This is a genomic window from Halomonas sp. 1513 (assembly GCA_001971685.1).
GTDB lineage: Bacteria > Pseudomonadota > Gammaproteobacteria > Pseudomonadales > Halomonadaceae > Franzmannia.
In genome coordinates this window covers 1997410-2010379 of the sequence record CP019326.1, presented here as the reverse complement: position 1 = coordinate 2010379, position 12970 = coordinate 1997410, and the positions used below count along the sequence as shown (strand labels likewise).

Here is a 12970-nt window from a genome sequence, read left to right as displayed (position 1 = left end):
CACGGTCAAGAGGAATGATTCGATGCGCTTGACAAGAAAAGCCTCCACCCCGGCCAAGCCTGGGCTGGGCATCTCCCGCCGCCAGTTCCTGAAGCGTAGCGGCGCGACCACCGGCGGCCTCGCCGCTGTCGGTTTCATGGGCAACAACATGCTGCGTCCGGCCGAGGCCAGCGGCAAGACACCGGTCTCCGATGCACCGGTGGAGACCAAACGCACCATCTGTACCCACTGCTCGGTGGGCTGCGGCACCTATGCCGAGGTGCAGGAAGGCGTCTGGACCAAGCAGGAGCCGGCTTTCGACCACCCGATCAGCCGCGGCGCACACTGCGCCAAGGGCGCTTCGCTGCGCCAGCACGGCCACTCCACGCGGCGCCTCAAGTACCCGATGAAGCTGGTCAACGGCGAGTGGCAGCGCATGAGCTGGGACGACGCCATCGACGAGATCGGCGACAAGCTGCTCGAACTGCGCGATGAATACGGTCCTGACAGCGTCTACTGGCTGGGCTCGGCCAAGTTCAACAACGAGCAGGCCTACTTCATGCGCAAGCTGGCCTCGATGTGGGGCACCAACAACACCGACCACCAGGCGCGCATCTGTCACTCCACCACCGTGGCCGGGGTAGCCAACACCTGGGGCTACGGTGCGATGACCAACTCGCTGAACGACATGCAAAACAGTCGTTCGATCCTGTTCATCGGCTCCAACCCCGCCGAAGCGCACCCGGTGGCCATGCAGCACATCCTGATGGCCAAGGAGAGAAACAACTGCGACATCATCGTCGCCGACCCGCGCTTCACCCGCACCGCGGCCAAGGCCAACAAGTTCGTGCGCATCCGCCCCGGCTCCGACGTAGCCTTCATCTGGGGGCTGCTGTGGCACATCTTCGAGAACGGCTGGGAAGATAGCGAATATATCGCCCAGCGCGTCTACGGCATGGATGACGTCCGCGCCGAAGTGGCCCAATTCACGCCCGACGTGGTCGAAGACGTCACCGGCGTGCCGGAAAGCGCCATGTTCGACACCGCCAAGCGCCTCGCCGACCAGCGCCCGGGCTGCGTGGTGTGGTGCATGGGTGGCACCCAGCACACCACCGGCAACAATAACACCCGCGCCTACTGCATCCTCGAGCTGGCGCTGGGCAATATCGGCAAGTCCGGCGGCGGTGCCAACATCCTGCGCGGCCACGACAACGTTCAGGGCGCCACCGACCTGGGCCTCGGCTCCGATTCGCTGCCCGGCTACTACGGCCTCGCCGAAGGCGCGTGGCAGCACTGGGCCAAGGTCTGGGACGTCGACTACGAATGGCTCAAGGGCCGCTTCGAGGACGTCGAATACGCCGATGGCAAGCCGATGAACACCAGCGGCATTACCGTGTCGCGCTGGATCGACGGCGTGCTCGAGGACGACGACAACATCTCCCAGCGCACCGCGCTCAAGGCGATGTTCTACTGGGGCCATGCGGTCAACTCCCAGACCCGCGGTCCGGAAATGCGGCAGGCGATGCAGAAGCTCGACATGATGGTCATCGTCGACCCCTATCCCACCGTGGCCGCGGTCATGCACGACCGCAGCGACGGCGTCTACCTGCTGCCGGCAGCCACCCAGTTCGAGACCACCGGCAGCGTGACCGCCACCAACCGTTCGCTGCAGTGGCGCGACCGCGTCATCGAGCCGCTGTTCGAGGCCAAGCCCGATCACGAGATCATGTACCGCTTCGCGCGTAAGCTCGGTTTCGGCGACGAGTTCGTCAAGCATATCGAGATGAACGGCGACGAGCCGCTGGTCGAGGATATCCTGCGCGAGATCAACCGCGGCATGTGGACAGTCGGCTACACCGGCCAAAGCCCCGAGCGCCTCAAGGAGCACCAGAAGAACTGGCACACCTTCAGCTTCAGCGATCTGCGCGCCGAGGGTGGTCCGGCCGACGGTGACTACTACGGCCTGCCCTGGCCGTGCTGGGGGACGCCGGAATTCCGCCACCCCGGCTCGCCCAACCTCTACGACACCAGCGTGCCGGTGAAGGAAGGCGGCATGGGCTTCCGTGCGCGCTTCGGCATCGAGCGCAACGGCGTCAACCTGCTCGCCGACGGCTCGGCACCGGTGGAGTCCGACCTTACCGACGGCTATCCCGAGTTCACCGCCCAGATGCTAAAGGATCTCGGCTGGTGGGACGACCTCACCGACGAGGAGAAAGAAGCCGCCGAGGGCGAGAACTGGAAGACCGACTTCTCCGGCGGCATCCAGCGCGTGGCCATCGAGCACGGCTGTGCGCCCTACGGCAACGCCAAGGCGCGGGCCGTGGTCTGGACCTTCCCCGATGAAGTGCCCAAGCACCGCGAGCCGCTCTACACCACGCGCCGCGATCTGGTCGAGCGCTTCCCGACCTGGGACGACTTCGACTCGATCATGCGTCTGCCGACGCTCTACAAGACCATTCAGGATCGCGACAACTCCAGCGAATATCCCATCATTCTGACCTCCGGCCGCCTGGTCGAGTACGAAGGGGGTGGCGAGGAGACCCGCTCGATGTCGTGGCTCGCCGAGCTGCAGCAGGAGATGTTCGTCGAGATCAACCCGGCCAACGCCAACGATATCGGTATCAGCGATGGCGACGAGGTCTGGGTCGAGGGCGCCGAGGGCGGCCGCGTCAAGGTCAAGGCGATGGTCACCCGGCGGGTCGATCGTGGCGTGGCCTTCATGCCGTTCCACTTCGGCGGCATGTTCCAGGGCGAGAACCTGCGCGACCGCTACCCCGAAGGCTCGGACCCTTACGTCCTCGGCGAAGCGGCCAATACCGCCACCACCTACGGCTACGACCCGGTGACGCTGATGCAGGAAACCAAGTGCACCATCTGCCGGATCGAACGCGCCTGACGTCGCGACCCTGAACGCTTGACGGCGCGGCAGACATGCCGCGCCGGAATAGGAGAACCAGCATGGCCCAGATGAAATTCATGTGTGACGCCGAGCGCTGCATCGACTGCAACGGCTGCGTCACCGCCTGTAAGAACGCCAACGACGTCGAATGGGGCATCCAGCGCCGCCGCGTCGTGACCCTCAACGACGGCGAACCCACCGAGGTATCGATCTCGGTGGCCTGCATGCACTGCGACGATGCACCGTGCATGGCAGTCTGCCCCACCGACTGCTTCTACAAGACCGACGACGGCATCGTGCTGCACGACAAGGACCTGTGCATCGGCTGCGGTTACTGCCTCTACGCCTGCCCGTTCGGCGCCCCGCAGTTCCCCCAGCAGAACGCCTTCGGCGAGCGCGGCAAGATGGACAAGTGCACCTTCTGTGCCGGCGGCCCCGCCGACTCCAAGGAAGAAGAGTACGAGAAATACGGTGCCAACCGTATTGCCGAGGGCAAGCTGCCGCTGTGCGCCGAGATGTGCTCCACCAAGGCACTGCTGGCGGGTGACGCCCAGACGGTGGCCGATATCTTCCGTCAGCGTGTGGTACAGCGCGGTCACGAAGATGGCGCCTGGTCAGAGGTCAACCGCCAGGGGCCCGACACCGCAGCGGCGCGCATGGATAACCTGGCCTACGACGCCACCCGCCAAGGGTAAGGAGGCCTTCCATGTCCCTGCTCAGACATGCCTGCATCGTCTTGCTGATGACCCTGCTGACGCTTGGCGTCGGCAGTCAGGCCATGGCGCAGTCGGCCGACCCCAACCGCGAGATCTCCACCTCGGTGGGGGTCGCCGATTCTGACACCTGGCGACAGGTCAGAAGCGGTGAAGTCGACGCGAACTTCCGCGACACGCGCCATGACTCCAACTACAACCTGATCAACGCTGCCGGTCAGACCTGGAGGGAAATCCGCAACAACTGGGTCACGCCCTTCGGCTTGATTGCCATGGGCGGGATGATCGTCATGATCGCCCTGTTCTACGTGATCTTCGGCCGCAAGAACCTTGATGAACGGCCTACCGGCCGCAAGCTGTTCCGCTGGTCGGCAGTCGAGCGCACGCTGCACTGGAGCGTGGCCTCGCTGTTCATCATCCTGGCGCTGTCGGGCCTCAACATCCTCTACGGCAAGTATGTGTTCCGCTCGCTGTTCGGGGATGCGGTATGGGGCGCGATGATCTCAGCCTCCAAAGTCTCCCATAACTACCTGGGGCCGCTGTTCGGGATTCTTCTGCTGATCATCCTCGCCAAGTTCTTGAAGCACAACCTGCCAAAGAAGCACGACCTGGCTTGGTTCAAGAAAGGCGGCGGACTGGTGGGCAAGGGGCATCCCGACGCCGGCTTCGCCAATGCCGGTGAGAAGGTCTGGTTCTGGCTGCTGGCCACCGCCGGTGTAGCGGTGATCATCAGCGGTCTGGTCCTCAACTTCCCCAACTTCGACCAGACCCGCGACACCATGATGTGGGCCAACGTCATCCATGCGGTGGCGGCCCTCGGCCTGACCGCAGTGGCGATGGGTCATATCTACATCGGCACGGTGGGCACCGAAGGCTCGCTGGAGGGTATGAAGACCGGCTATGTCGATGAGTCCTGGGCCAAGGAGCACCACAACCTGTGGTACGAAGAGGTCAAGGACCAGGCGGTAGATGCCGACACCCTCGATCAGTCGACCGCTGACGGCGGTGAAAAACCGGCGCCCAGTCAGCCCGGTTAACCCCGGCGCCTGATTGACCTGTGGACACCGCCTACGGGCGGTGTCTTTTGTTATGCTAAGCCCCAAACGTCCCTGCCGGAACCGTGCCGGCCTAGTCACAAGGAATACCCCATGCAACATCTCGACGATGCTACCCGTACCGAGCTCGAAGCGGCCGCCTTCCGGCGCCTGCTCAAGCACCTCGACGAGCACAAGGAAGTGCAGAACATCGACCTCATGGTGCTCGCCGGCTTCTGCCGCAACTGCTTCTCCAAGTGGCTGGTCAACGCCGCCGACGAGCGCGATGTCGAACTCGACCTCGACGCCGCCCGCGAATACGTCTACGGCATGCCCTACCAAGAGTGGAAGGACAATCACCAGACGCCGGCCAGCCCCGAGCAGCTTGCCGCCCTTGAGGCCCGCCACTCCCACAAGGGCTGAACCATGAGCGACGATCGCAACACCCTGGTGCCGCTCAACGTGGCGGTGCTGACGGTCTCCGACACCCGCACCGAAGACACCGACCGCAGCGGACAGACACTGGTCGAGCGGCTCATCGACGCCGGCCATCGGCTGGCCGACAAGCGCATCGTGGTCGACGACGTCTATCGCATCCGCGCCCAGGTCGCCGCGTGGATCGCCGACCCTACCGTGCAGGTGGTGTTGACTACCGGCGGGACAGGCTTCACCGGGCGCGACTCGACGCCCGAAGCGGTGCGGGTGCTGTTCGACAAGCCCATCGAAGGCTTCGGCGAACTGTTTCGCCAGCTCTCCTTCCACGAAGTCGGCAGCTCGACCATCCAGAGCCGCTGCCTGGCGGGCCTGGCCAACGCCACCGTGGTGTTCTGCCTGCCCGGGTCGACCGGCGCCTGCCGCACGGCCTGGGACGGCATCCTGCTCGAGCAGTTGGATAGCCGCCACAAGCCGTGCAATTTTGCCAATCTGGTGATACCGGAGCGCGGCACCCATGGCTGAGCACGCGGATGGCCTGCAGCCCATAGAGGCCGCACTGGGTGCCCTGCTCGACGGCGTCGCCAGGCTCCCCGCCGAGCCCCTGCCGCTGGCTGCCAGCGGAGGCCGGGTGCTGGCCGAGAGCGTCACCGCACGCCTCGACGTGCCCCCCTTCGACAACAGCGCCATGGACGGCTACGCGCTCCACCACCGGGATGCCGGGAAGTGGCTAGCGGTCAGCCAGCGCATTGCCGCCGGCCAGCCCGCCGCCGCACTTGCTCCCGGCAGCTGCGCGCGCATCTTCACCGGCGGTGAAATTCCGCCTGGGGCCGATTGTGTGGTGATGCAGGAGCGCGTCGAGATCAACGGCGAGCAAGCGCTAATGCCGGCGGAGATTCCCGCCGGCGACAACCTGCGCCGCCGCGGCCGTGATGTCAGCGCCGGCGATACACTGCTCGACGCCGGCCAGCGACTCAATGCCGCCGCACTCGGCCATCTGGCCGGCCAAGGGATTACCGAGGTCAGCGTGACGCGCAGGCCCAGGGTCGCCCTGCTCTCCACCGGCGATGAGGTGATCGACCCCGGCCAGCCGCTGGCTGCGGGGCAGATCTACAACTCCAATCGTCCCATGCTGCGCCAACTGCTCGAACAGTTCGGCGCCGAGGTGGTGCTGGCCGAACGCGTGGCCGATGACTTCGATGCGACCTGCCGCTGCCTGGCCGCGGCCGCCGCCCGGGCCGACATCGTGGTGACCACCGGCGGCGTCAGCGTCGGCGAAGAGGATCACGTCAAGGCAGCGCTGACGCAGCTCGGCGAGCTCGACCTGTGGCGGCTCGCCATGCGTCCCGGCAAACCGCTGGCACTTGGCCGCCTGCCGCGCACCGACGGCAGCTCGGCGCGCTTCGTCGGCCTGCCCGGCAACCCGGTGTCGGGGTTCGTCGGCGCCTGGCTGTTCCTGCGCCCACTGGTTGGTGCCCTGCTCGGCTGTCCGGCACTTGCTACACTGCCGCGGCTGCGCGCTCGCGCCGAGTTCGCCACCACCACTCAGGCCCGCCAGCACTACATGCGCGTGGCACTGGACTTCACTGCCGACGGCATCACCGCCCGCGCCTTTCGCGACCAGAATTCGGGAGTTCTATCGTCCTGCATTCAAGCCGATGCGCTGGCAGTGATCCCGGCCCATAGCGACGTGCGTCAGGGTGACGAAATCGACTGCCTGTGGCTGCAGTGAGCGTTTACGCGAGCCTGCGACCGTCGCTCTCCAGCGCCGCATGCACGGCCGGCCACAGCTGCTGAAAGTCGTACTCCAGCGCCGCATAGTCGTCGTATAGCCACGGCACCAGCTCGGCGAGCCGGTTGGGCCCCGACAGGCGCCGCCCGATGCCGGCCACCGCACGGCAGGTGAAATCGAAATCGGCGTAGCCGCGCAGCCAGTCGTGAGCCACCAGCGAGGGCACCATGTGCTCCAGGCGCGCCGGCGCCGAACGTGCCGAGAGCAGTCGATAGCAGCGTTCGACCAGTTGCTGCTGCTCGGCCAGCGCCGCGGTATCGCGAGACAGGAAGTGATCCCACACTAGGTCCAGGGCGATCGCCGCATAGCGCCGCTGGGCGCGCGGCGCGCGATGACGTGCCGCGAGTACGCTGGGATGGCGATCGACCCAGGCGTCGACGCGGCGGTGATGGCGAATGCCCAGCGCCGTGGCGTCGGGCCAGTCACCGAGATCACTGCCCTTGACGCCGTCGGCAATCAGGTTGCCGTAGAGGAAGTCATCGCTGCCGCGACGCGCCAGCCAGGCATGGGCGAGAAAGTTCATGGGCCGGCCTAGAGGCAGTTGGCGGGCTTGGGCAGCCCCGCCAGCCGCGCGCCGACCTTGGCCGGGCTGTCGGGGAACAGCCGCATCAGATGCAGCGACTTGCCCTTCTCAGGCCCCAGCGCCTGCCCCACCGCCTTGACCAGCGGCCGCATCGCCGGCGATGCCTCGAAGCGCGCGTAAAAGTCGCGCAGCACCTCGATCACCTCCCAGTGCTCGGCGGTCAGCGTCCGCGACTCCTCGGCGGCGAGTGCTTCGGCCACCGCTGGCGACCAGTCATCGAGGTGGATCAGGAAGCCTTCGGGATCGAGCGGCACCTGTCGAGAGCCCACCTTAAGATAACGGTATATTTCCGAGGAGGCCATCAGAACCAGCTCACCGTCTTGTCGGCTTCTTCGGTCAGGGTGACGAAGCCGTCGGCGTCCACCACCAGCACCTCGGCGGCACAGCGGCCGGCCAGGCCACGCGACTCGAGGTCCTCGCGCAGCGCAAACAGCCGCCCGTCGAGCTCGCCGAAATGGCGTACCAGCGACGGCAGCGCGCCCTGCACGCCGTCTTCGATCAGCAGCAGCCGGTCGTCGGGCCCCATTGCCGCCAGCGCCTGGCGATAGACACGGCTCTCGGTGGGCGAGCGGTTCAAGGTGTGCAGGATCATGGTAGTCTCCCCGCCTCAGAAATTCAGGACCAGCGGATGGGCCGCCAGTGCCGCTGCGAGCTTGCCAGGCGCCAGCGGCGTTACCGGCAGCAGCAGATCATTCGTGGTAAGCCCGCGCTCGTCGAGGGCCTGCTGGTCGACCAGCAGCGTATCGATATCATACATCGCCAGCATCTCCAGCGTCGGCTGGGTACCCTTCTGCCCCAGCGCCCCGGCTGCCTGGCCGGCAACCAGCGCGGTGACGCCCTCACCAACGAACAGCAGCGTCACCCGGCGGCCGAAGGCGGCTGCCACCAGGGCGGCATCCAGGCCCTCGCGCAGCCAGCTGCTGCCGTGGGGGGCATGGCGCAGAATCACCAGCACCTCGCCGTTCAGGCTCTCATCGTGCATGGCAACCTCAAGGGGAAAAGGTGATCAGGCGGTCGTGGCTGAGCCCGGCATCGATCAGTTGGCCGAGGCCGGTGAGTTCGAACGGCGCCTCGAGGCTATGCCCCTGTTTGCCGTGGCGCGCCGCCTCGCGCTCATCGAGCAGGCCGCGACGCAGGCCGGCGGCGATACACACCTTAAGCTGGGTGCCGTGGGTGTCGTGCAGGGCACGGAAGCGGTCGACCAGGTGCGGCTCATCCTGGGGCGGCGCAGCCAGTCGGGCGGCGTTATAGACCCCATCATGATAGAAGAATACCGTCTCAAGACGATGTCCACGGGCAATCGCGGCCTCGCCGAAGCGCAGCGCCGAGTGCGCCGCCTGACGGCTGTAAGGCCCACCCTGAACCAGCAAGGCGTAGCGCATGCTGCTTACTCCTCTCACCGCCGCAATGTCTCAAAAACTATCGCGCTGAAACAGGCAGGCCCCACCGATAGGCGGGGCCTGCACTAGCGAGTACCCGTTAGGTCAGTCGCTGTTCATGATCCCAAGGATCGACAGCAGGCTGACGAACAGGTTGTAGATCGACACGTACAGCGTGATGGTGGCGAGGATGTAGTTGGTCTCGCCGGCACGGTGCACGATTTCGCTGGTCTGGAACAGGATCGCGGCAGAAGCGAACAGTACGAACCCGGCCGATACCGCCAGCGACAGCGTGGGAATGTTGAAGATCAGCGCCGCGACCATGGCCAGGATCAGCACGATGGCGCCGGCCAGCAGGAAGTTGCCGAGGAAGCTGAAGTCCTTCTTGGTGATCAGCGCCACCGCCGACAGGCCGATGAAGGTTGCGCCGGTCATCGCCAGGGCGTTCATGATCAGTGCGGCACCATTGGGCATGGCCAGATAGGCGCTGAGAATCGGCCCCAGGGTAAAGCCCATGAAACCGGTGAAGGCGAAGGTCGCCAGCAGGCCGGCAGCCGAGTTGGCCGTCTTGTGGACCAGGAACATCAGGCCGTAGGCGCCAATGAAGAACACGAAGATGTTCATCCGCTCGATGCCCATGGCCATGGCGGCCCCGGCGGTCACTGCGGAGAACAGCAGGGTCATGGCCAGCAGGGCGTAGGTATTGCGCAGCACCTTGTTGGTACTGACAGCGCTCGCCTGGCGCTGTGTCACATGCGACTCTTGGTAAGCCATCGATCAATGCTCCCTGAAATTGTAGATCTTGCGTGGACCAAGGATGCCGTCTCGCGTGTGTCGGTGCAAGACTTTCGGTTAACGCTTTGAACAGCAATGCCTATGCCGAGTTCCACCCGCATTGAACGCTTGCCGCTCAGCGGCGCTTGGTACGCCCTGTGGCCTCGGCGGTGAGGGGATCCTCGGGCCAGGGGTGCTTGGGATAGCGCCCACGCATGTCCTTGCGCACCTCGGCGTAACCGCTGGCCCAGAAGCTGGCCAGGTCCCGCGTCACCTGTAGCGGCCGGCGCGCCGGTGACAGCAGATGCACCAGCGGGGTGACCCGGCCGTCGGCAAGCCGCGGGGTCGACTGCCAGCCGAACAGCTCCTGCAGCTTGGCGGCCAGCAGCGGGTCGTCGCCGTCGAGACAGGGTCGGTAGTCGAGCCGCACGCTATTGCCGCTGGGCAGCGTCATGCGCTCCGGCGCCAGCGCCGCCAGCCGCTCGCGCAGCGTCCAGTCGAGCCTGTCTAGTGCGTCCAGCAGGTAGCGCCCCAGCGGCAGCCGTCCGATCGCCTCGAGCCGCGTGATGCCGTCCAGGTAGGGGCCCAGCCACGTATCCAGACACGCCAGCAGTGCTGCCTGGGACCAGTCGGGCCACGGCTCGCCGAACTCGCGTCGCAGCAGTGCCACCCGGCCGCGCAGCTGATCGGCCGACTCATCGAAGGGCAGCGCCTCGGCGCGCTGCAGGGCCTCGAGCAGTGCCTGACGGACCGCGTCGGGGGGCAGCGAGGCCAGCGGGCGCCTTGCCAGCACCAGCGCGTCCAACGCTCGGACCTGCTCGCCGATCAGCCGCCCTTCACGCTCCGACCAATACGCCCTCGCCTGCCACTCCTGCAGGCAGGGAAAGCAGGCAGCCAGGCGCGCCTGGCTGATAGATGCCGCACGATAGATACGCGCCGCGGTGGCGTCACCGTCGAGCTCGGCGGCCACCAGCAGCTCGGCGTGGGCCAGCGGCTGGCTCTCGGGCAGCGTCGCCTGGCCACCTCCCGCCAGGCGAAAGCGCCCCACGTCCAGTTGCTGAGCGATGCGCTCGGGAAAGGCCAGCGCCAGCAGTTCCCCGAGCATGTCCAGCCGCTCGACCGACAGCCGAACGCCGGCGCTGCGGCACAGCCGGCTGGCATCTCGCTGCCAGGCGCGGTAGTCATCGGGATGCGCCAGTCGCCGCTCGAGGGCACGCTGCAGATCCACCTCGCGCTCACCGTCGCGGCTCTCCAACAGTGCGATCAGGGCGCAGGCCAGCGCAACGCAGCCGCGCTCCTCGGCGTGCTCGAGCATCACCGCCAGGCGCGGGTGGGTCGGCCAGCGCGCAGATCGGCGTCCCAGCGCGGTGAGGTGATGGTGGTCATCGAGTACCCCCAGCCGCTGCAGCAGCGCCCGGGCCGCGGCCAGCGCCGCATCGGGCGGCGGCGTGACCCAGCTAAGCGCGTCAGCGTCGCGGATACCCCAGCGCGCCAGCTCGAAGGCCAGCGGCGCCAGGTCGGCCTGACGCATTTCCGGCTCGCCGTGCGGCACCAGCGGCTGCTCCTCGGCCCACAGTCGATAGCACAGCCCCGGCCCTTGCCGGCCGGCGCGACCGCAGCGCTGATCGGCGCTGGCGCGGTTGACCTGCCGCGTGACCAGGCGCGTCAGGCCAGTGCGCGGCTGAAACAGCGGCACCCGCTCGCGCCCGGCATCGACCACCGCCCGCACGCCGTCCACGGTGACGCTCGATTCGGCAATCGCCGTGGCCAGCACCACCCGCCTGCGTCCGTCGGGGTCTGGACGCAGCGCGCGACGCTGCGCCTCGAGCGGCAGCCGGCCGTGGAGTTCGACCACGGCAAGGCGCGACTCCCGCTCGGTCAGCGCGGTGGCCAGGCGACGGATCTCGGCTACCCCGGGCAGGATCACCAGCACGTCGCCGTCGGCGGCGGCCAGCGCCTCATGCACCACCGCGGCCTGCTGGCGGGCCGTGTCATGGGCGTGCCTTGCTGCCCGTAGCGGTCGATAGCGCGTGGTCACCGGATAGCTGCGCCCGGCACATTGGATAAGCGGCGTATCCTGGCCAAGCAGCCCCTGAAGCGCTTGCACGTCGAGGGTCGCCGACATCACCAGCAGCCGCAGATCCTCCCGCAAGCCCTGCTGTACATCGAGCGTCAACGCCAGGCCGAGGTCGGCCTCGAGACTGCGTTCATGGAACTCATCGAACAGGATCCCGGCCACGCCCTCTAGCAGTGGATCGTCCTGCAGCAGGCGGGTCAGTACGCCCTGGGTGACTACCTCGAGGCGCGTGCGCGGCCCGACCCGGCTCTCGCCGCGCATGCGATAGCCCACCGTCTCCCCGACCGTTTCGCCGAGCTGCTCGGCCATGTGCTGGGCCGCCAACCTGGCTGCCACCCGCCGCGGCTCGAGCAGCAGCAGCTTGCCATGTTGGCACCAGTCCGCCTCGAGCAGCGCCAGGGGTACGCGGGTGGTCTTGCCGGCGCCGGGTTCAGCGACCAGTAGCGCCGTCGTCGCGCCTTGCAGCGCCGCGGCGATGGAGGCCAGATGTTCATCGATGGGGAGTGTCGTCACGGGATCAGGCAGACTGTCCGAAAATCGCAGCAAGATCGATCTGAGACGCCTTGGGGCGCAGATCGAGCAGCGCCTCGAGGCTATCGAGGTGATGGTGGATCGCCGCGCGGGCGGCAGCGCTGTCGCCCGCCGCCAAGGCATCCCGCAGCCGTGGATGGTCGCCTTCCAGGTAGCAGGAGGCGAGTCCGGCATGCTTGTAGAGGGCGATCACGATCGAGGTGCGCAGGATCAGGTCGGTGAGCATGACGCCGAGGATGCGGTTGGGCGAATGCTCGGCCAGGCTATGGTGCAGCGCCAGCGAGTGCTCGATCCGCTGCGGCTCGTCGCCGCGGGCATGGGCGTCTGCCTCGGCATCGCATAACTCGGCGAGTCGGGTGGTCCAGCTGGGCGCCGGATCGGTCGCCAGCAACGCCACCACCTCGCCCTCGACCAGGCGCCGCGCGGCGAAGATTTCGCGGGTCTCCTCGACGCTGGGCGCGCTGACCCGCGCCACCTGGTTGGGCTGCTGGGTGATCACGTGGTCGGAGGCGAGACGCGTCAACGCCTTGCGCACCACCGAGCGGCTAACGCCAAAGATCTCCCCCAGCGCCACTTCCGGCAGCCGGGTGTTGGGCGGCAGGCGCTGCATCAGCACCGCCTGACGAATACGCTCGACGATATGCTGATCGTTGATGCGGACGCCGGATGCGACGTCGGCGAGTACCTCATCCTGCCAGCGGCTACTCATGATCTACTGTCCTCGACGCGTGGGCACGCGCTACGCGGGGGTGAAAGTGTCGCTCGCACATGATGCAA

Annotated in this window: 14 protein-coding genes; 6 read left to right on the top strand and 8 right to left on the bottom strand. The window is 66.9% G+C overall.

All coding sequences use genetic code 11. From position 1 onward, the window contains the following. The first annotated feature begins 22 nt into the window (after positions 1-22). The 6 genes from BWR19_08965 (at position 23) to BWR19_08940 (ending at position 6789) form a co-directional block, all read left to right on the top strand. Complete coding sequence (locus tag BWR19_08965; GenBank protein APX93046.1) at positions 23-2875, top strand: formate dehydrogenase; 2853 nt, start codon at positions 23-25, stop codon at positions 2873-2875. A 62-nt stretch (positions 2876-2937) separates the two neighbouring features. Then, entirely contained in the window at positions 2938-3573 is a 636-nt protein-coding gene (locus BWR19_08960; protein APX93045.1) for a formate dehydrogenase, read from the top strand. An 11-nt stretch (positions 3574-3584) separates the two neighbouring features. Continuing rightward, positions 3585-4628, top strand: a complete 1044-nt coding sequence (locus tag BWR19_08955; GenBank protein APX93044.1) for a formate dehydrogenase subunit gamma — start codon at positions 3585-3587, stop codon at positions 4626-4628. A 111-nt stretch (positions 4629-4739) separates the two neighbouring features. After that, the gene (locus tag BWR19_08950; GenBank protein APX93043.1) at positions 4740-5048 is read left to right on the top strand and encodes a deoxycytidine triphosphate deaminase; all 309 of its coding nucleotides are present in this window, start codon (positions 4740-4742) and stop codon (positions 5046-5048) included. A gap of 3 nt (positions 5049-5051) precedes the next feature. Beyond that, positions 5052-5582, top strand: coding sequence for a molybdenum cofactor biosynthesis protein B (locus BWR19_08945; protein ID APX93042.1), 531 nt, complete (start codon positions 5052-5054; stop codon positions 5580-5582). Then, positions 5575-6789: a molybdopterin molybdenumtransferase gene (locus tag BWR19_08940; GenBank protein APX93041.1), complete on the top strand. Its 1215-nt coding sequence runs from the start codon at positions 5575-5577 to the stop codon at positions 6787-6789. The genes BWR19_08945 and BWR19_08940 overlap by 8 nt, the downstream gene beginning before the upstream one ends. A 4-nt stretch (positions 6790-6793) precedes the next feature. Here BWR19_08940 and BWR19_08935 read toward each other — a convergent pair whose 3' ends face one another. From BWR19_08935 to BWR19_08900, 8 genes are all read right to left on the bottom strand, one after another. Next, entirely contained in the window at positions 6794-7372 is a 579-nt protein-coding gene (locus BWR19_08935) for an ACP phosphodiesterase (GenBank protein APX93040.1), read from the bottom strand. A gap of 8 nt (positions 7373-7380) precedes the next feature. Continuing rightward, positions 7381-7734: a sulfurtransferase TusE gene (locus BWR19_08930; protein APX93039.1), complete on the bottom strand. Its 354-nt coding sequence runs from the start codon at positions 7732-7734 to the stop codon at positions 7381-7383. Beyond that, positions 7734-8024: a hypothetical protein gene (locus BWR19_08925; protein APX93038.1), complete on the bottom strand. Its 291-nt coding sequence runs from the start codon at positions 8022-8024 to the stop codon at positions 7734-7736. The genes BWR19_08930 and BWR19_08925 overlap by 1 nt, the downstream gene beginning before the upstream one ends. Before the next feature lie 15 nt (positions 8025-8039). Then, positions 8040-8414: a sulfurtransferase TusC gene (locus BWR19_08920; GenBank protein APX93037.1), complete on the bottom strand. Its 375-nt coding sequence runs from the start codon at positions 8412-8414 to the stop codon at positions 8040-8042. A gap of 7 nt (positions 8415-8421) precedes the next feature. Then, on the bottom strand, positions 8422-8814 hold the full coding sequence (locus BWR19_08915; protein ID APX93036.1) for a sulfurtransferase TusD: 393 nt from the start codon (positions 8812-8814) through the stop codon (positions 8422-8424). Positions 8815-8916: 102 nt separating this feature from the next. Next, a complete protein-coding gene (locus BWR19_08910; GenBank protein ID APX93035.1) occupies positions 8917-9585 on the bottom strand; it encodes a BAX inhibitor protein in 669 nt (222 codons plus the stop codon). A 136-nt stretch (positions 9586-9721) separates the two neighbouring features. After that, positions 9722-12175, bottom strand: a complete 2454-nt coding sequence (locus BWR19_08905; protein APX93034.1) for an ATP-dependent helicase HrpB — start codon at positions 12173-12175, stop codon at positions 9722-9724. A gap of 4 nt (positions 12176-12179) precedes the next feature. Beyond that, on the bottom strand, positions 12180-12902 hold the full coding sequence (locus BWR19_08900) for a GntR family transcriptional regulator (protein APX93033.1): 723 nt from the start codon (positions 12900-12902) through the stop codon (positions 12180-12182). Between the last annotated feature and the right edge of the window lie 68 nt (positions 12903-12970).